The 26557-nt window shown below is 53.3% G+C and carries 24 protein-coding genes, 1 other RNA gene and 1 pseudogene; 6 read left to right on the forward strand and 20 right to left on the reverse strand.

Features of this window, described 5'->3' with window-relative positions; genetic code table 11:
- Positions 1-86 precede the first annotated feature (86 nt).
- Positions 87-524, forward strand: coding sequence for a DciA family protein (locus MN084_RS12535; RefSeq protein WP_241086166.1), 438 nt, complete (start codon positions 87-89; stop codon positions 522-524).
- 155 nt (positions 525-679) lie between these two features.
- Here MN084_RS12535 and lpxC read toward each other — a convergent pair whose 3' ends face one another.
- The 18 genes from lpxC to mraZ form a co-directional block, all read right to left on the reverse strand.
- A complete protein-coding gene (lpxC, locus tag MN084_RS12540) occupies positions 680-1594 on the reverse strand; it encodes a UDP-3-O-acyl-N-acetylglucosamine deacetylase (RefSeq protein WP_241086165.1) in 915 nt (304 codons plus the stop codon).
- Between the two features lie 315 nt (positions 1595-1909).
- Entirely contained in the window at positions 1910-3091 is a 1182-nt protein-coding gene (gene ftsZ / locus MN084_RS12545; RefSeq protein WP_241086164.1) for a cell division protein FtsZ, read from the reverse strand.
- A gap of 61 nt (positions 3092-3152) precedes the next feature.
- Positions 3153-4388, reverse strand: a complete 1236-nt coding sequence (gene ftsA, locus MN084_RS12550) for a cell division protein FtsA (protein ID WP_241086163.1) — start codon at positions 4386-4388, stop codon at positions 3153-3155.
- Positions 4389-5225 (reverse strand): cell division protein FtsQ/DivIB, encoded by an 837-nt coding sequence (locus MN084_RS12555; RefSeq protein WP_241086162.1) that lies wholly within the window; start codon positions 5223-5225, stop codon positions 4389-4391. It lies immediately after the preceding gene.
- The gene (locus MN084_RS12560) at positions 5225-6106 is read right to left on the reverse strand and encodes a D-alanine--D-alanine ligase (RefSeq protein WP_241086565.1); all 882 of its coding nucleotides are present in this window, start codon (positions 6104-6106) and stop codon (positions 5225-5227) included. The genes MN084_RS12555 and MN084_RS12560 overlap by 1 nt, the downstream gene beginning before the upstream one ends.
- Before the next feature lie 38 nt (positions 6107-6144).
- Complete coding sequence (gene murB, locus MN084_RS12565) at positions 6145-7050, reverse strand: UDP-N-acetylmuramate dehydrogenase (RefSeq protein ID WP_241086564.1); 906 nt, start codon at positions 7048-7050, stop codon at positions 6145-6147.
- Complete coding sequence (locus tag MN084_RS12570; RefSeq protein WP_241086161.1) at positions 7050-7211, reverse strand: hypothetical protein; 162 nt, start codon at positions 7209-7211, stop codon at positions 7050-7052. Before MN084_RS12570 ends, murB begins: the two co-directional genes overlap by 1 nt.
- Entirely contained in the window at positions 7208-8653 is a 1446-nt protein-coding gene (gene murC / locus MN084_RS12575; RefSeq protein WP_241086160.1) for a UDP-N-acetylmuramate--L-alanine ligase, read from the reverse strand. Before murC ends, MN084_RS12570 begins: the two co-directional genes overlap by 4 nt.
- Positions 8653-9729 (reverse strand): undecaprenyldiphospho-muramoylpentapeptide beta-N-acetylglucosaminyltransferase, encoded by a 1077-nt coding sequence (murG, locus tag MN084_RS12580; RefSeq protein ID WP_241086159.1) that lies wholly within the window; start codon positions 9727-9729, stop codon positions 8653-8655. Before murG ends, murC begins: the two co-directional genes overlap by 1 nt.
- The gene (ftsW, locus tag MN084_RS12585) at positions 9714-10883 is read right to left on the reverse strand and encodes a putative lipid II flippase FtsW (protein ID WP_241086158.1); all 1170 of its coding nucleotides are present in this window, start codon (positions 10881-10883) and stop codon (positions 9714-9716) included. Before ftsW ends, murG begins: the two co-directional genes overlap by 16 nt.
- Positions 10880-12268 (reverse strand): UDP-N-acetylmuramoyl-L-alanine--D-glutamate ligase, encoded by a 1389-nt coding sequence (gene murD / locus MN084_RS12590; RefSeq protein WP_241086157.1) that lies wholly within the window; start codon positions 12266-12268, stop codon positions 10880-10882. Before murD ends, ftsW begins: the two co-directional genes overlap by 4 nt.
- 1 nt (position 12269) lies before the next feature.
- Positions 12270-13352, reverse strand: a complete 1083-nt coding sequence (gene mraY, locus MN084_RS12595; protein WP_241086156.1) for a phospho-N-acetylmuramoyl-pentapeptide-transferase — start codon at positions 13350-13352, stop codon at positions 12270-12272.
- Between the two features lies 1 nt (position 13353).
- Entirely contained in the window at positions 13354-14718 is a 1365-nt protein-coding gene (locus MN084_RS12600; protein ID WP_241086155.1) for a UDP-N-acetylmuramoyl-tripeptide--D-alanyl-D-alanine ligase, read from the reverse strand.
- The gene (locus tag MN084_RS12605) at positions 14715-16247 is read right to left on the reverse strand and encodes a UDP-N-acetylmuramoyl-L-alanyl-D-glutamate--2,6-diaminopimelate ligase (protein WP_241086154.1); all 1533 of its coding nucleotides are present in this window, start codon (positions 16245-16247) and stop codon (positions 14715-14717) included. Before MN084_RS12605 ends, MN084_RS12600 begins: the two co-directional genes overlap by 4 nt.
- Positions 16244-18013 carry a peptidoglycan D,D-transpeptidase FtsI family protein gene (locus MN084_RS12610; protein WP_241086153.1) on the reverse strand — a complete coding sequence of 590 codons (1770 nt, stop codon included), beginning with the start codon at positions 18011-18013 and terminating at the stop codon, positions 16244-16246. Before MN084_RS12610 ends, MN084_RS12605 begins: the two co-directional genes overlap by 4 nt.
- A gap of 3 nt (positions 18014-18016) precedes the next feature.
- The gene (gene ftsL, locus MN084_RS12615) at positions 18017-18289 is read right to left on the reverse strand and encodes a cell division protein FtsL (RefSeq protein WP_241086152.1); all 273 of its coding nucleotides are present in this window, start codon (positions 18287-18289) and stop codon (positions 18017-18019) included.
- The gene (gene rsmH / locus MN084_RS12620) at positions 18286-19221 is read right to left on the reverse strand and encodes a 16S rRNA (cytosine(1402)-N(4))-methyltransferase RsmH (RefSeq protein ID WP_241086151.1); all 936 of its coding nucleotides are present in this window, start codon (positions 19219-19221) and stop codon (positions 18286-18288) included. Before rsmH ends, ftsL begins: the two co-directional genes overlap by 4 nt.
- Before the next feature lie 2 nt (positions 19222-19223).
- Positions 19224-19679, reverse strand: a complete 456-nt coding sequence (gene mraZ, locus MN084_RS12625) for a division/cell wall cluster transcriptional repressor MraZ (protein ID WP_241086150.1) — start codon at positions 19677-19679, stop codon at positions 19224-19226.
- A gap of 767 nt (positions 19680-20446) precedes the next feature.
- Between mraZ and MN084_RS12630 the strand changes: the two genes are divergently transcribed.
- Positions 20447-21424, forward strand: coding sequence for a DUF4238 domain-containing protein (locus MN084_RS12630; RefSeq protein WP_241086563.1), 978 nt, complete (start codon positions 20447-20449; stop codon positions 21422-21424).
- Between the two features lie 7 nt (positions 21425-21431).
- On the opposite strand, the gene MN084_RS12635 is transcribed toward MN084_RS12630, so the two are convergent.
- On the reverse strand, positions 21432-21881 hold the full coding sequence (locus tag MN084_RS12635; RefSeq protein WP_241086149.1) for a DUF6538 domain-containing protein: 450 nt from the start codon (positions 21879-21881) through the stop codon (positions 21432-21434).
- A gap of 75 nt (positions 21882-21956) precedes the next feature.
- Positions 21957-22329, reverse strand: an RNA gene (rnpB, locus tag MN084_RS12640) — RNase P RNA component class A.
- A gap of 189 nt (positions 22330-22518) precedes the next feature.
- Here rnpB and MN084_RS12645 point away from each other — a divergent pair.
- From MN084_RS12645 to MN084_RS12660, 4 genes and pseudogenes are all read left to right on the forward strand, one after another.
- A complete protein-coding gene (locus MN084_RS12645; RefSeq protein WP_241086148.1) occupies positions 22519-23691 on the forward strand; it encodes an aspartate aminotransferase family protein in 1173 nt (390 codons plus the stop codon).
- A 33-nt stretch (positions 23692-23724) separates the two neighbouring features.
- Positions 23725-24648, forward strand: coding sequence for an ornithine carbamoyltransferase (gene argF, locus MN084_RS12650; RefSeq protein WP_241086147.1), 924 nt, complete (start codon positions 23725-23727; stop codon positions 24646-24648).
- A 269-nt stretch (positions 24649-24917) separates the two neighbouring features.
- Positions 24918-25666, forward strand: a pseudogene (locus MN084_RS19805) (AAA family ATPase); the annotation flags it as partial.
- Between the two features lie 69 nt (positions 25667-25735).
- Positions 25736-25900, forward strand: coding sequence for a S24 family peptidase (locus MN084_RS12660; protein ID WP_241086145.1), 165 nt, complete (start codon positions 25736-25738; stop codon positions 25898-25900).
- Positions 25901-26557: the final 657 nt, after the last annotated feature.

The following is a 26557-nucleotide window of genomic DNA, read 5'->3' on the forward strand; positions in this document are numbered from 1 at the left end:
TGATTGAACTGCTGCCATATCAATATTTTTATGCAGTTTTCGGGTTTTATCCTCCTGAAGCTCTAGCTCTGTAACAGACTTCACCCATGAAAAAATACCTCAGCCCCATCAACGACTACCTTGGAAAAGGTTCGGCTATCCAGAAACTGCTCGCAGAATCCCAAGAGCAACAGGTACTGCTTCGCCAAGTGCAATCTCAACTGCCGACGCCACTCAACAAACACTGCATCGCCACAGTTATAAAGGGCTGCAGGCTGCTAATCTACACAGATGCATCAATCTGGGCAAGCCGCCTGCGTTTCAGTTCCCGCAACCTACTCAGGCAACTGGTCGAAAGCGGAATCAACCTGGAAAAAATCATAGTCAGGGTGATGCTCGGCGAATCGCCTCCCAAACGTACAAAAAACCACCCGGTCAGGCAGCTCTCTGCGAAGAATGCAGATACGATTCTTCAGGCAGCCAACGACATCTCAGATCCCGCACTGCAAGCCGCGTTAAGGCGGCTAGGGAAACATCATCGGTAGGCAGCAGCACCGGGTATTGCCCGTCTGGTAACGACTTTTTTTCCAGCAAAAACGCCAAGAAGCACTATTCCGTACAATTTCAATAACAATTAAGTCTATAACGTTACAGTCTTAGCGTTTTGGTAAGAGCGCTCGCTTCAGAACACAGACTAAGACTAGCTAACGGCCTGAACCGGCTTCATGTAGGAAATCGGCACACTGTCACCCTCTTCAAAGGTCACCTCTTCCCAAGCAGTAACATCGGCCATCAGCGCCTTAAGCAGTTGGTTATTCAGAGCATGTCCCGATTTATAACCATTGAAGGTACCAATCAGACTGTGTCCCAGAAGATAGAGATCTCCGATGGCATCGAGGATTTTGTGTTTAACGAACTCATCCTCATAACGCAATCCATCTTCGTTCAGTACCCGGTAATCATCCACCACAATAGCATTACCCATACTGCCACCCAGGGCCAGACCCCGCTCCCGTAGCATTTCGACATCCTGTAAAAAACCGAATGTCCGGGCGCGGCTCACCTCTTTTACGAATGATGTGGAAGAAAAATCAATAGTGGCCGATTTGGACCGGTCGGCGAAAGCTGGATGATCAAAATCGATACCAAAAGAGACCTTAAAACCGTCAAAAGGCTCAAATGCAGCGTATTTATCATCCTCTTTCACCACGATTTTGCGTTTGATCCGGATAAAACGCTTGGCCGCATTCTGCGCCTCGACACCGGCAGATTGAATCAGAAAGACAAAAGGACCCGCGCTGCCATCCATAATGGGCACTTCAGGCGCACTGACATCCACATAGGCGTTGTCGATACCAAGACCGGCAAAAGCTGAAAGCAGATGCTCTACAGTAGATATTTTGACACTGCCCTGTTCCAGAGTGGTGGAGAGTCTTGTATCACCCACATTATCAGGGCAGGCATGGATCTCGACCGGCTCATCCAAATCTACCCGGCAAAAAACAATGCCGGTATCAACCGCTGCCGGCCGCAAAGTGAGATAGACCTTCTTCCCCGTATGCAATCCCACCCCGGTGGCACGAATAACGTTCTTAAGCGTACGTTGTCGTATCATTTATTTTTCGTCCCAAAACATTACCGGCCGACACCGATTTTAATAGTAGTGCATGATCTAAAACTGTGACAAAACAGACAGCCGGTACAAATCATATCGACCATCTCGCCCCCTCAATATTATTATAAGGTGGAAGGACACACGCCCTAAAACCGCATTATTAGGGTAATCCCTACAAAAATACCAGTTTTCTGATATTATTGCAAATTCGTTACGCATTAAATTCTTACCACCACTCAACCAGCAAAAGCAGGCTCGAGAGAGACACCTGATAAGCTGCAAAAGCTCACCCTCCTCCTCCGCCCAGCTTCCTGCTCAGTCAGCCTGACGACGCAAAAAAGCGGGGATATCCAGATAATCCATGTTCTGTTCCTGTGCCGCTTCGACGAATGACTTTGCAGTCTGACGGTCTTTGCGAACGATCGTCGGGCTATCCAGGTCACGGTAATCCTGAGGTACAAGGGCAGATTCAACCACGTCTGAATTGATCAGGCGCACAGGCGTAACCTCTTCCATAGCCAGCTTGGGTACATCACCGTTCATTTCACCCAGCCCGGTAGCAACCACTGTTACGCGCAATTCATCGTCCATGTCAGGGTCGATCACTGTCCCAACCACCACCGTGGCCTCGTCACAGGCAAACTCTTTAATGGTGCTGCCGACTTCATCGAATTCACCGATAGAGAGATCAGGACCCGCAGTGATATTAACCAATATGCCCTTGGCTCCCGCCAGATTGACATCTTCAAGCAGAGGGCTGTTTATCGCCTCTTCCGCTGCATCCCTTGCACGGGTCTCACCCCTGACAGAGCCGGAACCCATCATAGAGACACCCATTTCGGACATCACCGCACGCACATCAGCGAAATCCACATTGATCAAACCCGGACGGGTAATCAGTTCTGCAATACCCTGAACAGCGCCCTGCAACACATCATTGGCCGCGCTAAAAGCGTTCAGCAAGCTCATATCACGACCCAGAACAGCCAGCAGTTTCTCATTGGGAATGGTAATCAGAGAGTCGACATACTTGCTCAGCTCCCCGATGCCTTTCTCCGCAATATTCATTCGTTTTCCACCTTCAAACGGGAAAGGTTTGGTGACTACCGCGACGGTAAGAATACCCAACTCCTTTGCTATTTCTGCCACCACGGGTGCTGCACCGGTGCCTGTACCACCCCCCATGCCAGCGGTAATAAAGACCATGTCCGAACCCTGAAGCGCTTCTCGAATGCGATCATGATCCTCCATCGCGGCATCACGTCCAATATCCGGGTCAGCACCAGCTCCTAGTCCCTTGGTGATATTGTTCCCCAGCTGGAGCAGGGTACGGACCTCGCTGTTTCTCAGCGCCTGAGCATCGGTATTTGCGCAGATAAAATCCACACCTTCTATATTGGCTTTCAACATGTGGTTAATGGCATTACTACCACCGCCACCAACGCCAATCACCTTGATTACTGCATTCTGACTATATGCATCCATCAATTCAAACATTTTCCACTCCCCTCATAATCCAGGCTCTGATTCCCCAGATGCCTGAAATAAAAAACTAAAATTAAAAATTGCCCTGAAACCAACTCTTCATTCTTGCCCATACTGCTTTAAGCCCTCCACCGCCTGACAGGTCATGGTGTCTGCCGGCCTGATTATGGCGGCCAAAGAGCAACAAACCGACACCGGTTGAGTAGATCGGATTTTTCACCACATCCACTAACCCGAAAACATACTGGGGAATACCCAATCGAACTGGCATATGGAATACCTCCTCGGCCAGCTCGATCAATCCTTCCATCTTCGAGCTGCCACCTGTCATCACGATGCCGCCCGCGATCAGGTCTTCGAAACCGCTTCGCCGCAGCTCTGCCTGCACCAGTCCCAGAAGCTCTTCATAGCGCGGTTCCACCACCTCTGCCAGGGTTTGACGTGAAAGCCTGCGTGGTGGTCTGTCACCAATACTCTGCACTTCAATGGTTTCATCACTGGCCGCCAATTGAGTCAGTGCGCAAGCGTACCTGATCTTGATATTTTCGGCGTACTGGGTTGGAGTGCGCAATGCAACGGCAATATCATTGGTCACCTGATCACCCGCGATAGGGATCACTGCGGTATGACGAATGGATCCATCGGTAAAAATGGCGATGTCCGTTGTACCACCGCCAATATCCACTAGGCAGACACCCAGCTCTTTTTCATCTTCACTGAGCACGGCATAGCTGGAACTGAGCTGTTCCAGGATCAGGTCGTCCACCTCGAGACCACACCGGCGAACACATTTCACAATATTCTGGGCAGCACTGACGGCTCCAGTCACCATATGCACCCGCGCTTCAAGACGGACACCGGACATACCGACCGGCTCACGGATACCCTCTTGTTCATCGATAATGAACTCCTGGGGAAGGATATGCAGAATCTTCTGATCAGCAGGTATCGCCACAGCCCGGGCGGCATCAATCACCCGCTCCACATCACCGTGGGCCACCTCACGTTCTTTAATCGCAACAATGCCATGGGAGTTAAGACTGCGGATATGGTTACCGGCAATGCCCGTATGTACCGAGTGAATTTCGCAGCCGGACATCAGCTCAGCCTCTTCCACCGCCCGTTGAATCGATTGGACAGTTGACTCGATATTTACCACCACGCCCTTCTTTAGTCCCCGCGAGGGGTGCGAGCCGATGCCGATAATTTCGATTTCACTGTCCGATTTGATTTCACCGACAATCGCCACCACCTTGGAAGTGCCGATATCCAATCCGACGATCAGGTTCTTTTCCACCTGTTTAGTCATCTAAGCTTGTCCTCCGCCATGCTTAACGGTCGTTTCCCGGCGCATTCCTGCAAGCGGTCTGGTCATCACCATTTTCTCCTGCTGTTTCCGCTCTTCCCAGAGAACAGCCACACCGTTGGTGTATCTAAGATCCACCCGCTTCATCCTCTGCGTCTCTTCACTTTTCGCTATCAACCTATAGATCCGGATAAACCGGGTAAGCCGCTCCTCTTGCTGAGAACGGCCCAACTTGAGTTCCAGCCCCTGGTTAAACACCAGGCTCCAGGCCCTTCGCGCATCCATATTCAACCGCATTATTGACAGATCAAGACCCGCCACCTGGTGGTTCATGGCCACAAACTGCGTCACCACTTCAGCTGCACTCCCTTCCGGACCTGCCAGTTCTGGCAGGCCTTGCGGTATCTCTTTCGGCAAGGGTGAAAACACCCCACCTTGGTGATTAACCAACTGCTGTTTACCCCATCGTGCCAGGGGAATCTCCTCCCGAACGGTCATTTTCAGGGTATCCGGCCAGATCCGGCGTACCGTCACCTGATCAACCCACGCAAGATCCAGCCCCGCTTCCCTTATCCCATCCAGATCCACGGTGAAAAAATTACCTCCCATAGCCCTACCGATGGCGCCTTCAAGCTGTCTCCGGTCAAGATGTTTAAAGTCACCATCTATCCGTATCACTTTAAGAGGCAATACATTCGGATCCTGCAACTGGAGGAGACCCCAGGCAGCACCACTCCCTATCAGGGAAAACAGCAGCAGCCCAAGCAGCCACTTGCCAGCATCTTTCCAGACCGGGCGTTGCCAGGATGCTTTGGCTTTTTTGCCTGTTTTCTTTGCCATCAGCTGTTATCCAGGCTGGCAGACATAATTCGCCAGACCAATTCATTAAAATCGATACCATGTGCCATCGCCGACATGGGCACCAGACTGTGGCTGGTCATCCCAGGCACGGTATTCACTTCCAGCAGCTGAGGATTACCCTGCTTATCCATCAGCATATCCACACGCCCCCAACCAGCCGCACCAATCGAACGAAACGCCTTCATTGCCAGATTCCGCAATGCCAACTCACCGGACTCACCAAGCCCGCAGGGGCAGTGATACAGCGTGCTCTCCGCCTGATACTTGGCCTCGTAATCATAAAATTGGTTCGGTGTCTCGACCCGGATCAACGGCAGCACCTCGTCACCCAGTATCGATGCCGTATACTCGGGTCCATCGACCCAGCACTCGGCCATCACTTCGGCGTCATATTCCGCTGCCGCCTGCCAGGCCTGTCTCAAGGCTGCAGCGTTATCCACCCGGGCCATACCAATACTTGATCCTTCATGCGCAGGCTTCACCATCAGCGGAAAACCCAATGCTTCCGCCCGGGCTAGATCCGCCTCTTGGGAGATCATTGCAAACCCGGCCGTCGGCAATCCCATGCCCTTCCACATCAGCTTGCAGCGGTACTTATCCATACCCAGGGCGGAAGCAGACACGCCACTGCCGGTATAGGACAAACCGATCATCTCCAGTGCACCCTGGATAACACCGTCTTCACCACCACGGCCATGCAATACAATAAATACCCGGGTAAAATGCTCACTCTGCAGCCGGGCCAATACATCCGGTCCGGCATCAACACCAAGGGCATCGACACCTCTCCGCAGCAGCGCTTCCAGCACAGCTTGTCCGCTCTGCAATGACACCGCACGCTCTGCTGACTCACCACCCATGAGTACGGCCACTTTGCCGAAATCAGCTGCTGTAACCTTCACCTGTTCTGCCCCGTAACACCCAAAATATGCACCTCAGTCTGCAGCTGGATGCCACTCTTCTCAGCAACCTGCTCTCTCACCTTCTCTATCAACTGCTCGATATCCGCCCCCGTGGCACCGCCTTCATTAATGATAAAGTTGGCATGTTTTTCAGATACCCTGGCACCACCGATAGCCAACCCTTTTAACCCCGCCGTCTCAATCAGCCGCGCTGCATAATCCCCTTCTGGGTTACGGAATACCGAGCCACAACTGGGCAGGCCTATGGGCTGTTTCTCTGCCCTTAACGCCAGTAAATCGCGAATCCGCTGCTGCCCCGCCGCCACATCGCCAGCCTCAAGCTTGAGCAATGCGGCCAGAAACCACTCGTTTTCCATACCACTGACGTGCCGGTAGCTGATATCAAACTCATCCGGAGTACGTCTCTGCACCCGTCCATGCCGATCAATCATCTCGACCCGCGACACTTGCCGCCAAGTCTCACCACCAAAAGCACCGGCATTCATTGCCAGTACACCACCCATGGTGCCTGGTATACCGGCCAGAAATTCAGCACCACAAAGTCCCTGTCGCGCAGCAAATCGGGCCACTTTGGCACAAGCCACTCCTGCTTCAGCCCGCAACAGACCATCAGTATCCATCGAGAGCATTTCCAACCGTCCCTGAGTGGCAATCACCGTACCGGCAAAACCACCATCCCGAATCAGCAGGTTGCTTCCCAGCCCCAGCCACAACAGCGGCTCCCGATCCGGCAATTCAGACAAAAACTGCACCAGGTCGGCACTGTCTGCGGGGCGATAAAAACGATTGGCCGGCCCACCCACTCGCCAGCTGGTATGGCTGGACAGAGGCTCGTCGTACCGCAGCTCTCCCCTCAAGCCATCACTTTCCATGGCGGCCATCACTTGCGTTCACCCTGCGGAAAACGATCCTCTTTGCCACGCTTCATCAATGATTCTGCTGGCAACAGTGGCAATCTCTTGACCACAGGCCGTGACGGCAGCAATCCCAGGAGCGGCTCACCACACCCCATATGTAAACGCCTGGTAAGTGCAGATTTCATTCGACCTCCTCCCCACCACTCAGACGATCAGCTAATCCCACTGCAATAATTCCGATATCACCGGCACCGAGAGTAAGAACGATGTCGCCATCCTCCACCAAGCCATCGAGCACCTGGTAAAGCGCTGAAATTGGATCAACAAACACCGGATCCAACTGTCCCCGAGCCCGGATCGCCCGGCTCAAAGCTCGGCCATCCGCACCGGGAATCGGCTTCTCCCCTGCGGGATAGACTTCGGCCAACACCAGCACATCAGGTCGCGACAACACTTGGGTAAAGTCGTCAAACTGCTCCTGTGTCCGGGAGTAGCGGTGGGGTTGGAACGCCAACACGACCCGCCGATCCGGCCAGCCTTCACTGACCGCATCCAGGGTGGCTCCAACCTCCCTTGGGTGGTGACCATAGTCATCCACCAGTAAAATATTACGTCCATCCGCCAGTTGGCACTCACAGGCCTGGAAGCGCCGTCCGATTCCCTGAAACTCTGCCAGGGCCTGCTGAATAGCAGCCGCACCTATACCCAGCTCCCATGCCACTGCAACAGCAGCCAGAGCATTGAGCACGTTGTGCCGGCCCGGCATATTCAACGTCACGTCAAACGCATCCCCTTCCGGAGGCTGAACCGTAAAGTGGGTACGCAGGCCCTCTGCCCTGACGTTCGTTGCCTGCAAGTCAGCATCTTTTGCCATGCCATACGTCAGTACATGACGGGTGACATCCGACAGCAGGTTACGGACCTCATCATCATCGATACAGAGCACCGCCAAACCATAAAAAGGGAGGTGATGGAGAAACTCGATAAAAGCCTGGCGCAGCCGGCCGAAATCTCCACCATAGGTGCCCATATGGTCGACATCGATATTTGTAACCACCGCCATCATCGGCTGAAGGTAGAGAAAAGAGGCATCGCTCTCATCCGCCTCAGCCACCAGATATTCACCCTTGCCCAATCTGGCATAGGTTCCGGCCGAATTGAGTTTCCCCCCAATAACAAACGTGGGGTCCAGTCCGCCCTCTTCCAGCAGACTGGCGATCAGGCTGGTCGTTGTGGTTTTCCCATGGGTGCCCGCTACAGCAATGCCATAACGGAAACGCATCAGTTCCGCCAGCATCTCCGCCCGGGGAACCACCGGTATTCGCTGCTCATGAGCGGTAACCACTTCAGGATTGTCATCCTGTACAGCACTGGAGATCACAACAGCATCCGCGCCCTTGATATTTTCCGGTCCATGACCGATATGGATATCAGCGCCCTGCTCAGTCAATCGCAGGGTCGCCGCATTCTCTCTCAGGTCTGAGCCGGATATGTGATATCCCAGATTAAGCATCACCTGAGCTATGCCATTCATACCGGCACCACCGATACCGACAAAGTGGAGATGCCGCATACGGCCCATGGCATCTGCTGCCAGCCTGCGCTGTTTCCGATCCGAACTGTTCATCAGCCTGCCACCTCCTGACAGATATCCGCTACCTTTGCCGTTGCTTCAGGCAGCGCAAGATTTCGTGCTATTGAAGCCATCTTCTGTATCTCTGCCCTATCCCTGCACAGCTTCTGCAGGTGCAGTGACAAGCTCTCAGCATCCAACTCCGACTGAGGCATCAGTAACGCAGCCCCACTGTCCGAAAGATAACGGGCATTCAGGGTCTGATGGTCATCCACCGCATGGGGATAGGGCACCAGGATCGAGCCAACACCGGCAGCTGCCAATTCCGCCACTGTCAATGCGCCTGCCCGGCAGACCACCAGATCGGCCCAGCCGTAGGCTTCCGCCATATCTTCGACAAAGGCCGACACATCGGCTTCCACACCCGCCTTCCGATAAAGCGTTTCAGTAAACGCCACCTTGTCCCGGCCCGCCTGATGACGCACCTGGGGTCGCAACTCCGAATCGATTTTTGCCAGTGCACCAGGCAGGTTTTCATTCAATGCCAAGGCCCCCTGGGAGCCTCCCAGCACCAGAAGCCGAAGCGCGCCTTCACCCCTGTTCAGACGCTCAGCCGGTTCAGGCAAATCAGCAATTTCACTGCGCACAGGATTGCCCGTCACAAGAGCCTGCCGTTTCGCAGGAAAGCTACCGGGAAAGGCCTCAATCACTTTGGTCGCCACACGAGACAACCATCTATTGGTCATTCCGGGCACAGAATTCTGTTCGTGAATCACCAGAGGTATACCCATCACTCGCGCTACCAGGCCACCCGGGCCGGTGACAAAACCACCCAGCCCCAAGACCAGTCCTGGGCGTTTTCTGCGTACTATCTTCATCGCCTGATACATTGCCAGAGCAATATTGAAAGGCGCTGCCAGCCAACCCAATGCACCATTACCCCGGAGGCCTTTAATACTGATCGCCTCAACGACATAGCCATGCTCAGGTACCACTCTCGATTCAAAGCTGTTGCAGGCACCCAACCAGAACACCTCGGCGCCTCTTGAACTGAGTTCATCTGCCACTGCCAGTGCCGGGAAAACATGTCCGCCGGTACCGCCAGCCATCACCATTACACGGAGGCCCATTTCAACCCCTCCTTTTTTTCTTTTCCGTTTTGACGCAGTTCAAAGTCGATTCTCACCAGCATGCCAATCACCAGACAGGCGACAATGATGCTGTTTCCACCGTAACTCATCAGTGGCAGGGTCAACCCTTTGGTGGGTAGCAATCCGACGTTCACCCCGATATTGATAAACGCCTGCATGCCAATCCATAGCCCTAAGCCCTGGGCCACGTAAGAGGCAAACCGCCGGTTCATCCGTTCCGCCTTGGCACCGATACTAAAAGCACGCCAGACAATCACGCCAAACAGCAGAATCACAATCAAGGTTCCGACCAACCCAAACTCCTCACCAATCACCGCCATCAGGAAATCCGTATGAGCCTCCGGCAGATAGAACTGTTTCTGAATACCATTGCCCAGCCCCACGCCAAACCACTCTCCACGCCCAAAGGCGATCAGTGCCTGGGCCAGCTGATAACCACTGTTCTGCACATCCGCCCAGGGATCGAGAAATCCGGTAATCCGCTGTAACCGATAGGGTGAAACCAACACCAGCCCGGTCAGCGCAGCAACCGCCCCGGCGAGCAGAATGGCAAACTGCCACACCGGCACTCCACCAAGAAACAGCAATCCCATGGCGGTAGCCAGAAGGACTGCCGTGGTGCCAAAGTCAGGCTGAAGCATGATCAGTGCGCAAGCAATCAACAGCAGCAACATCGGTTTCACAAAGCCCCAGACGCTCAGGGTGACTTCCAACTGGCGGCGCACCAGATAGCCAGATACATAAAGCACCATGAACAGCTTCATGAATTCCGAACTTTGAATATTGAATGACCCAATGGGAATCCAGCGGGAGGCACCATTGGCACTGCGTCCAAGGCCCGGTATCAGCACCAGCACCAACAGCAGCAATCCGACAAAATAGAGTGTGGTGCCTGAACGCTCCCACTGCTCTACCGAAATCCGGGATACCACCAGGGCACCAGCCAACCCGATACCGATGGCAATCAGGTGCCGATTCACATAATAGAAAGGTGCGCTGTTGATCCGGTGGAGAGATGCAGAGGCGACCATCACCAGACCTAATCCCAATAACAGGCAAGCAACCGCGATCAGCAGGTAGTCGAATTCCGGCATCATGAGGCGGGCCTCACCAATGGTCGCCTGAGCGGTCATCGAATGATCCTCCTTACTGCTTCCAGGAACAGTTCACCGCGCTGCTGATAGCCGGTAAACATATCGAAGCTGGCGCAGGCGGGTGATAGCAGAACCCGGTCACCCTCACGGGCCTGCTCAGCCGCCAGGGTCACCGCCTGTTCCATATCGGCAGCATGAAGCAGAGGTACACGGTCACCCAGCGCCTCTTCTATCCGATTTGCATCTTGTCCGATCAGAATCACCGCACGGGCATTTTTTACCACCACCTCCGCCAATGGGGAGAAGTCAGCTCCTTTCCCATCACCGCCGGCAATCAGCACCGTACGATCGTCACCTGCATCCGATCGCAGCCCTTCCAGGGCAGCAATACAGGCTCCGACATTGGTTCCCTTGGAGTCGTTGTACCAACGCACACCCGCATACTCTGCAACGAACTGAGTCCGATGGGTCAGTCCAGGAAAACTACGAAGCGCCTCCAGCATGGCAGGCATCGGTAAATTCAACAGTTGCCCCACCGCCAGTGCCGCCAACGCATTGGTGACGTTATGGCGGCCAGCCATTTTCAATTCAGATAACGACAGCAGCTTTCTCTTACCCAGGCAAAGTGACCGGTCTCCAGAACTACCGCACAATCCGAACACGCCCTCTTCCGGCTGATTCAAAGTAAAAAAGAGATCCTCTCCCACCTCTTCCCGCATCGACATCACCTGAGGATCATCAAGATTGAAAACCCTTGCAGCTGCATTATGATAAATTGTGGATTTGATTTCCGCATACGCTGACACATTAGTGTAGCGATCCATATGGTCTGGGGAGACATTCAGTACAATGGCCACTGCGGGTGATAGTGAGTCTGTGGTCTCCAGCTGAAAGCTTGACAGCTCCAGGATATAGAGATCGGAAGCTTGGTTTAGCAGGTCCAATGCCGGTTCACCAAGATTGCCGCCGATTGCAATATCCCGGCCGGCAATCCGTGCCATTGTTCCCAGCAGAGTGGTAACGGTGCTCTTACCGTTGGATCCGGTAATAGCAACCACCGGTGCTGTCACCTCCCGGGCAAACAGTTCAATATCGCCAATCACCGGGATACCACGGGCGATCGCATCCTGAATCAGCGGTTCACTCACGGCTACTCCCGGACTCACCACCAAACGGCCTGCCGCCTCAAACACCGCTTTATCAAACCGTCCCAGAAAGAGTGCAGTGTCCGGCAGCTCAAGGCGCAGTTGATCCAACCCGGGAGGCAATTCGCGACTGTCGGTTACTGCCGCCGGTACATTTCTGGCGGCCAGATAACGGGCGCAGGAGAGACCGGTCTTTCCCAGACCGATAATCAGGGTTTTACCCTCACCTGCCTCTCTCATTGGCATACCTAGATCCATCTTTTTCGCGATATCGTCCATATCACCTGATCTTTAGACTGGCCAAGCCAATCAGCACCAAAATCACGGTAATAATCCAGAAGCGCACAATGACCCGGGGCTCGGGCCAGCCTTTAAGTTCAAAATGATGATGCAAAGGCGCCATACGGAAAATGCGCCGCCCGGTGAGCTTGAAGGAGGCCACCTGGAGAATCACTGAGACAGTCTCCATGACGAAAACACCGCCCATGACCATCAGCACCAGCTCCTGTCGCACCACGACGGCCACCACACCCAGTGCAGCACCCAGCGCAAGGGCACCCACATCCCCCATGAAAACCTGAGCCGGATAGGCGTTGAACCATAGAAAACCAAGTCCGGCACCGACCAGGGTGCCACAGAAAACTGCCACCTCGCCCACCTCCGGCAGGAAGGGAATCAGCAGATAGTTGGCAATTTGAGCGTGGCCGGATACATAGGCGAAGATCCCCAGGGCCCCTGCCACCAGTACTGTCGGCATAATAGCCAAGCCATCCAGCCCATCGGTAAGATTCACCGCATTGCTGGTGCCCACAATGACAAGATAAGTAAGCAATATGAACCAGGGGCCCATATCGATCACCACATGTTTGAAAAAAGGGATAATCAGCTCAGTCTCAGCCGGCGTCTGGGCTGTGGCATAGAGGATATAAGCAGCTCCCATACCCGCTACGGACTGCCAAAAGTATTTGTATCTGGTAATCAGACCTCTGGAATCTTTCAGTACCAGTTTTTTATAGTCATCGATAAAACCGATAATGCCGAACATCAGAGTAACGATCACTACCACCCAGACATAGCGCACAGTTAAATCGGACCAGAGCAGAGTACTGACCGAGATTGCCACCAGCAGGAGAGCTCCACCCATGGTTGGCGTTCCCGCTTTTGAAAGATGAGTTTTTGGACCATCATCCCGCACAGTCTGACCAATCTGATGATGGGTGAGCCGGCGGATCATCACAGGACCGACAACAAATGAGATCAGCAAGGCGGTCAAAATACCCAGAATGGTACGCAGTGTGAGGTACTGAAACAGACCAAAGCCACTGTTGAACTGAGAGAGATATTCCGCCAGGTAAACCAGCATATCAGTGAGTCTCCCCGGTGATTAATCGATTAATAACCAACTCCATAGCTGCACTCCGCGACCCTTTTACCAGTACCTTGTCACCCTGTTGCAGGGTTTTCAGTAAACTATCAACCAGTGCCTCACGGCTCTCAAAGGAGACGCCACCTGCACCAAATGCATTTGCTGCAGCACCTGCCGCACCAACGGCATAGAGATGATCAATCCCGGATTCAAGTGCCAGCAGCCCCAGTTCCTGATAAAACGCAGCTTCACCGCTCCCCATCTCCGCCATCTCACCCAGTATCAGAAAACGACGGTCGGGAGCGCTGGACAACACCGCAATCGCCGCACCGACAGAGTCCGGGTTTGCGTTATAACTGTCATCAATCAAACCCACGCCATTAACACCGGCAAGTGGCTGCAGCCTTCCCTTGATTGGTTTCAGTGAGGCCAGCCCCTGAATGATTTCGTCACCCTCTGCCCCCACTGCCTGAGCTGCGCCAATGGCCGCCAATGCATTCATACGGTTATGCTGCCCCGCCAATGCCAGTTCGATCTCTAACTCTCCTGCCGGGGTGGTAACCGGAAATCGTGCGATAAACCCATGGTCATTCCAATCAATCTGATAAGCCTCTTTTCTACTGCTGATATCTGCAGCATGCTCAACACCAAAACTACAGATCTGACGATCACCGGCAAGTTCCAACCACAGCCCAGCCCATTTATCATCGGCGTTGAATACAAAGCAGCCATCAGCAGACAGCCCGGCAATAATTTTACCTTTCGCCCGGGCCACGCCCTCAAGGGTGCCAAAACCTTCCAGGTGGGCACGTCCGGCGTTAGTCAGCACCGCCACATCCGGCTGTGCAATACTGCTCAGGCAGGCAATCTCCCCCGGGTTATTTGCACCCATCTCGACTACGGCATAGGCCTGCTCCTGAAGCCGAAGCAGTGTCAATGGCATACCGATGTGGTTGTTCAGATTTCCTTGTGTGGCAAGTACCTCACCGCGCCGACTGAGGATAGCGGCGATCATCTCTTTTACCGTGGTCTTGCCATTGCTGCCGGTCACTGCCACCACAGGCGCTGAACAGGCCTGCCGCCACAACGAAGAGAGAACACCCAACCCCTTCAGCGTATCATCCACCTGCAACAGCGGCAGCTCCGTTACAACATCGCGATCCACCATGGCACCCGCTGCCCCGCGTTCATGGGCAAGCTGAAGATAATCATGTCCATCAAAATGCGGCCCGGCCAGGGCAACGAATAATTCACCTTCTGCCAAGGTTCGGGTATCGGTACTGACGGCTGAAAAAAGCGCATCGGCCCCGATATGTTGGGCATTCATCCCAGCAGCGGCCGTTGACAGGCTGAATTGAATCATCGGCTAACCCCCGACAGGGCGTCAGCCACCTGCTCACAATCACTGAACGGCATTTTCAGCTCACCGACAATCTGCACCGTCTCATGCCCTTTACCTGCGACCAGAATCAGATCCTCTTTTGCAGCTTCGGCCACGGCAGTATGAATCGCTTCACTCCTGTCACGTATCACCCGGACCTTTTCAGGCCGGGCCATACCACCCAATATCTCTTGAACGATCCCATCACCATCCTCAGTGCGGGGGTTGTCATCTGTCACAATGACCTGATCTGCAATCCTTTCTGCAATCGCACCCATTTGCGGACGCTTACCCCGGTCACGATCCCCGCCACAGCCAACCAGACAGATCAGGCAACCCTCCGCATGCTCCCGAAGTGCCGCCAGGGCATGCTCCAGCGCATCCGGGGTATGGGCATAATCGACCACCACAAGCGGCTGTCCTTCCCCGCCAAAACGTTCCATTCGTCCGGGTACGGTCTGCAGACGGGAGAGTCTCAACAACGCCTCGTTCAGGGGAATATTCCGATACAGCAGAACCGCCAGCGCTGCCAATAAATTGCTTGCATTGAAACGCCCCAGCAGCGGTGTAACCAGCTCGCCGGATCCCCAGCTACTATCAATGGCAATACACATACCATTGGCGCTGGAGATCATCTTTTTAGCCCAAACCCAATGGTCCAGCCCCTGTTTCTGGGCATTGCCGGCATCCAGCCCATAACCGATTAAAACGGGCTCTACCGGCATCTCCGAAAACAGTTTCCGGCCAAAAGCATCATCCAGATTGATCACGGCACAACCAAGATCCGGCATTAAGAACAACTCTCTCTTGGCTGCGCCATACTCTTCGAGCGTGCCGTGGTAGTCGAGATGGTCCCGGCTCAAGTTGGTAAACACGGCCGCATCAAACCGAATATCTGCAGCGCGACCCTGATCCAGCGCGTGAGAGGAGACCTCCATAGCAACGGCTGATGCTCCCTTGACACGGAAGTCGCTCAACAGCGCCTGCAATGCAACCGGATCAGGCGTGGTATGGGTGGCACTATCGAGGGCGCCGGGGAAACCATTACCCAGGGTTCCGATCACACCACAAGTTGCTTCAACTGACAGCGCACGGGCTAAAAACTGTGCACAACTGGTTTTACCGTTGGTACCGGTAATTCCGGTAACACTCATCGACCGGCTGGGGTGGTGATAAAAACGTCCCGCTATAGCACTGACCTGACCGCTCAACCCCTCCATCACCAGTAGGGGTACTGATATCGAACCGGCTAAAGCGGCTATCCTGGAACCCGGCCACTGCTCATCTGGTTCACAGACAATGGCGGCAGCGCCATTTTTCATGGCCTGCTCGAAAAATTCCATACCGTGTCGTACAGTTCCGGCACAGGCCAGGAAAAGAGTGCCTTCAACCACACTCCGGCTATCGAGGGTCAATGCGGAAATGGCGCAATCATCCTGTTCGGATAGAGTCACCCTGCCGGACAATAGGACCGAAAGCTTGATACTGTTATTTGCAGAAATGGCACTCATTGCAATGCCCCACGGGCTCCCGCGAGCCGCATACCATTTCCAGCGACATCATCAGGCGCCACATTAAGCAAGCGCAAAGCCCCCGCCATCACCTTTGAAAAGACCGGGGCTGCCACTTGCCCGCCGTAGTATTTTCCGGCACTTGGCTGATCGATCATCACAACCATTACCAGCCGGGGATCGCTGGCCGGCACCATACCTGCAAACACAGAGAGATAACGGTCATCTGAGTAACCACCGGGTATGCTTTTCTTTACCGTGCCTGTCTTCCCGGCAACCCGGTATCCGGCCACCGCAGCTGCCGGCGCAGTGCCCTCGGGAGAGACCACCGCCTCCATCATTTTTCTCACGGCCTTTGCCGTGCTGGCACTCATCACTCTCTCGCTCTCCGCCGGTTTATCCAGCTTGATAAGAGAAAGCGGGTGACGGAGACCATCGTCGGCAATCACTGCGTAGGCCCTGGCCAACTGCAAAGGCGTTACCGACAAACCATAACCAAATGCAAGAGTCGCCTGATCAATTTTTGCCCAATGCTGATAAGGGGGTAACAGCCCAGCCACCTCGCCTGGAAAACCCGTGTCGGTGGGATGACCAAAACCCATTTTTGATAAAAAGCCCCAGAACTCATCCTTTGAGAGGCTCAGGGCGATCTTGCTCGCCCCCACATTACTGGATTTACTGATCACTTTGGCAACATCAATCAACCCGTAGTTCCGAGGATCTTTTACCCGATAACGACCCACCTTGAGGAACCCGGGCGCGGTGTCAATCCGAGTTCCAGACAGGTACTTTCCTGAATCAAGAGCCGCGGAAATGGTAAAAGGCTTCATCGTGGAGCCAGGCTCAAACACATCGGTCACTGCACGATTGCGGAAACGTCCAGCCTTGCCACGCTTGGAGCCATTGGGGTTATAGGAGGGCTGGTTCACCATCGCCAGCACTTCACCACTCTGGACATCCAGAATAATTACCGACCCCGACTTGGCCCTGTGGTGCTTTACCGCCCCCTTCAACTCCCGATAGGCAAGAAACTGCAGCCGTCGGTCCAGACTCAGAACCAGATCTTTACCCGCCTTTGGTTCGAGAATACGCTCAACATCCTTTACCACCCTGGACCGCCCATCAAGGATTACCCGTTTCTGGCCGGCACGACCCTGCAGCCAAGCATCGAATGCAAATTCTAGCCCTTCCTGTCCCTGATCATCGATACCGGTGAAGCCCACCACGTGGGCAAACACTTCACTACCGGGATAGAAACGGCGGTGCTCCCTCTGAAGCCCGACACCGGCAATTCCTTTCTCAGCAACCAGCTTCCTCACTTTCTCAGCCAGATCCGGATTTACCCGGCGCTTCAGATAGACGAATGAACGACCGCTGCGCTGAGCCAGTTTTCTGCGCAACCCATCCAGATCACGCCCCAAAAGCTTCGCCAGGGGAGCCAAGATACGCCGGTCCGGTAATAGCACCCTGGGGTTCACCCAAATTGAATCCACCGGAGTACTGATCGCCAGCGGCTCACCGTGCCGATCAGTAATCATGCCTCGGTTGGCGGCAATATCCATTACCCGAAGATGGCGCCGCTGACCCTCATTCTGCAAAAAAACGGTTTTGAAGATCTGCTGATCAACGGCGCGCCCGATAAGCAGCATCGCAGAGAAGCCCAGCAGACCGAGCAGAGTCCAGCGCCGGACTCTATAGCTCGGGAGCCTTGCCTGTTCGCTTTTGCGCGCCTGGACCAACCGTTTTTTTTGCTTTGTGCCTGCCATGATTCAGGGCCTGATCACCATTACTTCGTTCCCCAAGGGGATATGCATTTTCAACTGCTTCCTGGCAACCCGCTCAATCCGACTATGGGTAGCCCAGGTACTCAACTCCAGCTGCAGACGCCCCCACTCCACATTGAGGGCATCATGCTCGGCACGCAACCGCTGAAGCTCAACAAAATATTTACGCGATGAATACTTGGCATAAACCACACCGGTGGCAGTCGCCAAAAGCGCAAGTGCCAACAGCATCAGCATCACAAACTGCCCACGACTCATGCCAACCGCTCCGCCACGCGAAGCACCGCACTGCGCGCCCTTGGGTTCCGCGACACCTCTTTCGGAGACGCTTTAGCCACTTTACCTATACGTTTCAGTTTCGATTTAATCTGCTCTTGGGTCACAGGTATTCCGGGAGGAAAATAGTCACCTCGCTCTCCATCGCGCATGAATCGTTTGACGATACGATCCTCCAGGGAATGAAAACTAATTACCGCAAGTCGGCCACCAGGGGCCAAAACAACCAAAGACTGCTCCAAGCAAGCCTTTAGATCATCCAACTCCTCATTGATATAAATACGGATTGCCTGAAAGGCGCGGGTAGCCGGATTCTTGCCTTTTTCCCAAGCCGGGTTGGCAATTGCAACAATCTCCGAGAGTTGCGCCGTTGTCTCTATCGCTACCAGCTGCCTGGCACTCACAATGGTCCTCGCAATACGTTTGGCATACCGTTCTTCACCATACTCTTTGAGGACCCGGGCTATTTCATCCGCCTCTGCATCAGCCAACCACTGGGCCGCACTGACGCCTGATGAGTTGTCCATGCGCATATCCAGCGGACCATCCTTCAGAAAGCTGAAACCACGCTCAGGCCTGTCCAGCTGCGGGGAGGAGACACCCAAATCCAGCAGGATGCCATTCACCTGTCCGAATAAACCCTTCTGCTCTATGAACTGCTCCAGCATGGCGAAAGAACCCTGTTCAATCTCAAAACGGGCGTCATCGCCAAATAGGGCATTTCCATGAGCAACAGCATCGGGATCCTTATCTATCGCCAGCAGACGCCCTTCGGCTCCCAGTCGATCCAACAGCTCTCCACTATGACCACCACGACCAAAAGTGCCATCCACATAAACACCTGTCTCAGAAATAGCCAGAGCCTCCAGTGCTTCATTGAAAAGCACCGGATGATGTTCACTGAAATCACCCATAGCTATAGTGAGAGGGATTCCAGATCTGCAGGCAAATCCAGCTGATCGAAATCCATATTTTCCAAACCGGCATCACGCTGTTCATTCCAGCGATCTTCGTTCCAGAGCTCAAACTTATTTCCCTGTCCAACCAGCATTACCTGCTTTTCCAAACTGGCAAATTCGCGTAATGTTGACGGCAACAACAGCCGTCCCTGACCATCCATGTCAACATCGGCAGCATGGCCAACCAGCAGACGCTGCAGGTTACGCGCGGCTTTATTGAGGGAGGGAAGTTTCATCAGTTTTCGTTCTATCTCCTGCCAGTCAGGCAGCGGATAGAGCAACAAACAGCGATCCTGATCTATGGTTATTATTAATCGAGAAGCACAACACTCACGCAGCCGCTCTCGATACCGCATCGGCATCGCAAGACGCCCTTTGGCATCCAGATTAAGCTTGTTGGCACCTCGAAACAAAAAAATACCCCTGTGGATTTATTTTTCCCGAAAAACCCACCTTTCCCCACTTTTCCCCATAATAAGTACAGTAATCAACTCTTGTCAAGGCAACTTCCCTACAAAAGCAGGAAAAGTCCCTTTAAAGACAGAGGGTTACAACAGAAATCAGAGAGCATACAGGAACAATAAAACGCGAAAAAACAGATGAATAAATAGCAGAGTTAAAGTGAATTATTAGGAAATAAAGAGGGGGATTGCAGGGCAAATGCGCAATTCTTAATAACGCCAATCAGATTAGTTTGCTATGCCACAGAATTACATTGTGTGACTTTCAACGGCTCACCGCGACTGTTTATGTAAATACGACCGTACGACTCCAGTTCAGCGGAAGCGGAAGTTCATCTGAGTCTAAATCAGACAACCGAGCTCAGCCAATTGCGGACATCAAGATAAGCCCTATGTAATCACCATATAGTCTGTTAATCTCTACAATTATTAAGGAATATGATTCTGTAGCAGAATGCTGCTCTTCTGAACTCCATCCTTCCGAATGCCAAATGAGAATCGCTACGGAAGCGGTATCTCACGATTTTAGCGCTGACGGCATAACACGAAAATGGGTGTCGGCAATATAATCATCTGTTAGAACCATCAGAAAAAACGCTCAGCAGAATGGCAACCAATAAGAACCAACACTTTGTTCCGCGATGCCACTTGCGACCGTTCACATTGGGATCTGAAGATGCAGCTATCAACCTATTCAACCTTAAGATTGCAAGAAATTAATCCAGAATGCGCCGGTTAAGAATCAGTGCTCCAAGGATTATTTCTACGGCAAGAATGAGCGGCTTGAAAAAGCTATTCAACTGATTGAGTCAGGTTACAGTCAGGCCCTGCGTGATCTCATCCAGAACAACCGCACCCTCACCGAGAGCAATAAAATAGTATTCAAGACATTCTGGCTATTTCAACATCTTCGGACAGAAACTGCTGCCATGCGCACCGTCCAAATGGTTGAAACAATCAGAACTCTTACAGATCTTCCGCCTGGAAAATTTACCTTCGGAATCAAGGAAGCCGTGCAAATGGCATGCATGACATTTGCAGAATCAATGCATGAGATTGACGATCTCAAGTTCTGCATCATCAAGAATAAGACCAAAGTCCCATTCATAACATCTGACAACCCTGCGGTATTAACGAACAAGTGGCGACTTGGCAAAGACAGAGCTCCTGGGCACTCCTTTGGTATAGGGTCAGCAGGAATGCTAGCGCTACTCCCCCTCACCCCGAAGCTTTTATTTCTCGGCTATGACGGCGATGTTTACAGCGTCCCCAAAGAAAGAGGGGTTGTAATGATGAAGAGTGATCGTGACGTAATCGCACTCAATCGACATCAGTTTCTTCAATGTGCTGCCAATGTCTATGTGCATGAAGCAAGCCACGAAGAAGCTCTAATCAAGCACTACTCAGAGATTGAGTCCGCGCGCCCAAAGGTACGACATATTGCTCACTACGCCCAGATTGGCAGTACGGTAGGTGGTTATACCCGATACGTAATCATCCCGACAGAAGAGCGAGACAAAACGAAAGAGGCGATCATGCATTCCCAGGTTATTCATCCTCATCCAGGAATTTGGCCGAGCCAAATCCGTATTCGGCAAAATGGCTCTGTGTACACCAACGGAACAGGGATGGGGTACGTCAGACTGTCCCGCACATCGGAAGCGACAAGGCGAGAGTTTTGGAAGGAACGTACGTAACACTGGTCTAACTAATCGTTGCAGCGGAAGTTAACATTCTTCGCTTGTTGATCCCCGCTGGCCTTCGAACTATGGCACCTTCCTCTTCGGCACTATCCCGCTCGATTTCCGTCCTGCTACCGTCGGGGTAGTAGTGCGTGATTAATCCCGTCTTGCATGTCTCTCTCTTTCTTCGAGCCATAGAACACACTCGCATCCAGTGTCGTTTTAATGCCGATACATACTCATCAGAGTCCAGCTCTGATGCGAAATACGCCTGTCTGACGCGCTGTATATCTGCAACTGCCAACTCAAGCGGCGCTGCCCTGACGGCAGCTCGCAGATGATCCGCCGTGCATAATGAGCGCTCCAGATCGGTCGCACCCAAGATCGGGCGTAGATCAGCAGGAAGACGCCAACGAAAATAGTAGATGCTGCCTCGCCGCAGCAGATGCCTTTGGCCCGCGATTTGTCCCATTTTTTGTCTCACCCCCAGTGATCAAAAGCGTAGTAAAGAGGCCACTTCCTTGTTTTTCAACAAGTAATAAAGAAGGATGGGAGCCGGCCTGTAAGCCGGGTTCTGTCGTGAATGGTCATTCATCTGGGATGCGCGTTGCCGCGCACCTCTAGCAACCTACCCGGGGACCGTGCGGACCACACGCTACGACCGAAGCCGCCTGCCCCCCTATTTGGTCTTGCTCCGGGTGGGGTTTACCCTGCCACTGCTGTTGCCAGCAAGCGCGGTGCGCTCTTACCGCACCATTTCACCCTTACCGCCCGGCAATCCGAAGATCACCGGGATGGCGGTATATTTTCTGCGGCACTTTCCGTAGGCTTTCGCCTCCCAGGCGTTACCTGGCACCCTGTCCATCGGAGCCCGGACTTTCCTCCACCCCTCACGGGGCAGCGACCATCCGGCCGACTCCCGGGGGAGAGGGTAATGGTGATAAAAGAAAACTGCAATACCTAGCAGTTAAGGTAAAATATTTCTCTTGCCACGTAGGAAAAACATAGATAGAGTGAACGGTTTTCTTATATATTTTTAGGGTGGCCAAAGCAGATAGGGCTGCCTTTTGTTTTTTACGGGGCAGAGCAAAGGCCCAGAGGATAAACCGATGTCTGATGCATTGATGGCCACATACAGGCGGCTGCCGGTCAGTTTCCAGCGGGGCGAAGGCGCCTGGCTCTGGGACAGTGATGGCAAGCGTTACCTGGATGCCCTCTCTGGCATTGCGGTATGTGGTCTGGGACATGCACACCCCGCTGTCAAAGAGGCAATCTGCCGGCAGGCGGGGGAACTGATCCACACATCAAATATCTATAACATCACTCTGCAGGAACAGCTGGGCGAGAAGCTGGCAGCACTCTCCAGCATGGACCGGATATTTTTTGCCAACTCCGGTGCTGAGGCGAACGAAGCGGCGATCAAAATTGCACGCCTCTATGGATACCAAAAAAAGGTCGATAAACCTGCAACCATTGTCATGGACGGAAGCTTTCACGGCCGTACCCTGGCAACACTCTCAGCGACCGGAAACCGCAAGGTTCAAGCCGGTTTTGAACCCCTTGTGCAGGGTTTCATCCGGGTTCCCTTCGGTGATATAGAGAGCATCCAAACCATTGCCGAAACCACATCCAATGTTGTGGCGGTTCTAGTCGAGCCGATTCAGGGAGAGGGTGGCATCAATATCCCAGCCGAGGATTACCTCAACCAACTGCGGACCATTTGCGATGACAATGGCTGGCTGCTGATGCTGGATGAGATTCAGACCGGCATGGGTCGTAGTGGACAGATGTTCTCTCACCATCACAATGGTATCCAGCCCGACGTTATGACTCTAGCCAAAAGCCTTGGTAATGGCGTGCCTATCGGCGCCTGCCTGACCGCCAGCAAAGCCAGCGACGTATTGGTACCGGGAACCCACGGTTCCACTTTTGGTGGTAACCCCCTAGCCTGCGCCGCTGCACTGGCAGTGATTGAAACAATTGAGCAGGAGCAGTTGACAGCCAGAGCAGAAAGCCTGGGCAAAAAACTACTGACTGAGATCGCCGACGCCCTTGCCGGCATTGCAGGAGTGGAAGAGATCCGTGGCCAGGGACTGCTGATAGGGATCGAGCTTGACCGCCCCTGCGGAGAACTGGTGACTCAGGCATTGGAACAGGGCTTGCTGATCAATGTCACCGCAGAAAAAACAGTCCGTCTACTGCCACCGCTGATTTTCAGCGACACTCAGGCCGAACAGTTGGTAAAGATGCTCTTCGCTCTGATCAAGAATTTTCTCAAATGAGTCAGGAATACCGCCCGGCGGTAGAAAAACATAATGACGACTAAAGAAAACCAATCACCCAGACACTTTCTCTCACTACTGGATCTGACGCCAGAAGAGTTACGCCAACTGATCGGGCGGGCCATTGAGCTAAAACGGATGCTGCTGGCAGGCGAATACCATGAGCCCCTCAAGCACCGCACCTTGGGTATGATTTTTGAAAAATCATCGACCCGCACCCGGGTCTCCTTCGAGGCCGGCATGACCCAGCTTGGCGGTCATGCGCTCTTCCTCTCGTCAAAGGATACCCAATTGGGCCGGGGTGAGCCAATAGAAGACAGCGCACGGGTCATGTCCCGGATGGTCGACTGCATCATGATCCGCACCTTTGAGCATGAAAAATTGAAACTGTTTGCCAAACACTCCAGTGTGCCGGTAATCAATGCGCTTACCGACCTGCTCCACCCCTGTCAGCTGCTGGCCGACATGCAGACTTACTTTGAACATCGGGGTGACATCGCAGGCAAAAAAGTGGCCTGGATCGGTGACGGCAACAATATGTCCCACTCCTATATCAATGCCACACGGCAGCTTGGTTTTACCCTGAATATCGCCTGCCCTGAAGGCTATGATCCCGACAGTGAGATTCTTCAACCTGCCGGCGACAGTTGCCAGATCATTCGTGATCCCATGGCAGCCGCCGAAGGTGCTGACTTGGTGGTAACCGATGTCTGGGCCAGCATGGGCCAGGAGGAGGAACAGGCAAAACGCGTCAAGGCATTTGCCGGCTACCAGGTTGACGACGCACTTATGGCGCAGGCGGATAAAGACGCTCTGTTTATGCACTGCCTGCCAGCACACCGGGATGAAGAGGTGAGTGCATCGGTCATGGACCGGGACGATAGTGTGGTTTGGGACGAGGCTGAAAATCGCATGCATGCACAAAAGGCGTTACTGGAACTACTCCTCTGCGAATAACAAGAAATACTCCCCCGGTAAAAACCGGATTCAAAGAGACGAAAAAGCCGATATTTACCGGCTTTTTTTGCGTCTGCAGCAAACAGAATTTCCTAACAGTCGAAATACTCAGAAACACTTCAGCTGCTTGCAACAGTCAAAATAAAAGCACAGGACAAAGGATCAGCGAAGGCCTTCAAGAAGCTGGCTCATCCACTCTGGCGCATTAGTCCTGATGTCGTGTGGCAGGTACCTCAATTGAATTCAGGTTAAACAAAGCAGTATCGTCTATGACTCCCTCAGATCTCGATCCCGTACGGGAATATATTGCCTCACGTATTATTGGACAGTAGAAACTGGTTGACAGCATGCTGGTCTGCCTGCTAAATAATGGCCACCTGCTGGCAAAGGGCATGCTAGGCTTCGCAAAAACCACCGCAGTCAAGACGCTTGCGGAGGCACTTGAAGGTGATTTTCACCGAGTCCAGTTCACTCCCGATCTGCTGCCGTCCGACCTGATCGACACCGATATGCATCGTCACGAAAAAGGGAGATTTGGGTTCAGGCAAGGCCCTCTGTTCCACAATACCCTACTCACCGATGAGACGAACCGCGCACCTACCAAAGTACAGGCAGCCCTGCTGGACGATGGGTGAGCATCAAATCATCGTCAGCCAACGCCCCTATCCGCTACCCGGCCTTCTCATGGTGCTTGCCACTCAGAAAACCTGATTGAGCAGGAAAGCACCTGTCGGAAGCCAGCTGGACCGTTTTCTGATGCAGGTCCCAAAACAGGGATGAAGAGCCAGAAGTAGAAAGAAGACCTTAAGCCACCGACAAAGCCGCTCTCCCGGAAAGCGTTCTTCATCATGCGTCAAAAGGTCGCTGATATATTTCTTGATACTAAGCTGAGCAACTATATCGTTGACCTGATTCAAGCCACCCGTGACCCAAGCGCCCATGGCGACACTCTGGCCCGCTGGTGCAGATTTTGGCGCGTCACCCCGAGCCTCCCATCGCACTGGCCCGTTATGCCCGGGTCCACAGACTAGTTTGATGGAATGGCGAATCGGCGGAGCCCACCCTCTCCTCTAAGGACGCGATCCTAGTGGACGGCAACCTCCTGGTCAAGCGCCTCCAGCGTCTTCCCTGCCGCCAAGTGAAGATCACCAGCGACAACCCGATCTATGAGCCGTTCAACCTATCGCTGGAAACACCCGGTGAAGACTTGGCGATCATCGGTCGCATCGTCTGGGCCGGCCGCCGGATGTAATCGGCTGTTAAACGATATTTAAAAGGTACGTGAACAGATGACGCGCTTTCGCAATTCTACAGGGAAAAATGAGCCTACGGAACAAATCGCCGCGACCTTCGCATAATCGCGCCCAACTCATTGATTCCCTGCTCACTGTTGCTCGGTATCGCTCATCATTGCGCCACTCCATGTTTCACTTTTTAAATGTTTTCCTTCACTGAAACCAGCGCCGCCCCGATCAAACAGCTCCTGGCCAGAGAAGAGCATTGAAAAAAGCCAGGTTGCCTATCTGTTCTCGGGCGCTTCATCTTTGATCTTGTGGATTCCGCTGATCGGGGTATTCGGTGTAACTGTCGGCTTCCGGGTTCTCGCCTAAGTTGCGCAAAAAACGCTTCATGCAAGTGGTGGAAGGGAAGATAGCAGTAGTCGCCTTCTTTCATTGAGACAAACTGCCGTCTTTCTGGCTTGGCTGGGCCCGATACGCCACCTGCAACGTCTTAGGCAACTATTTGTCGCTAATCTGCCGCGCTCGTTCCAACTCTGGCTCTACATCCGGCTGGTGAGCAACGAAACAGGCCCGGAAGTCTGGGCCTACATGATCCGGTTTCTCGCCAATAAATACCTCGGCATCCCGTCCCAAATCCCCCTCCCTGGTAACTCAGGAGGCACTGGTGA

It is taken from the genome of Candidatus Vondammii sp. HM_W22, assembly GCF_022530855.2.
In the GTDB taxonomy this organism is placed as follows: Bacteria; Pseudomonadota; Gammaproteobacteria; order Chromatiales; family Chromatiaceae; genus Vondammii.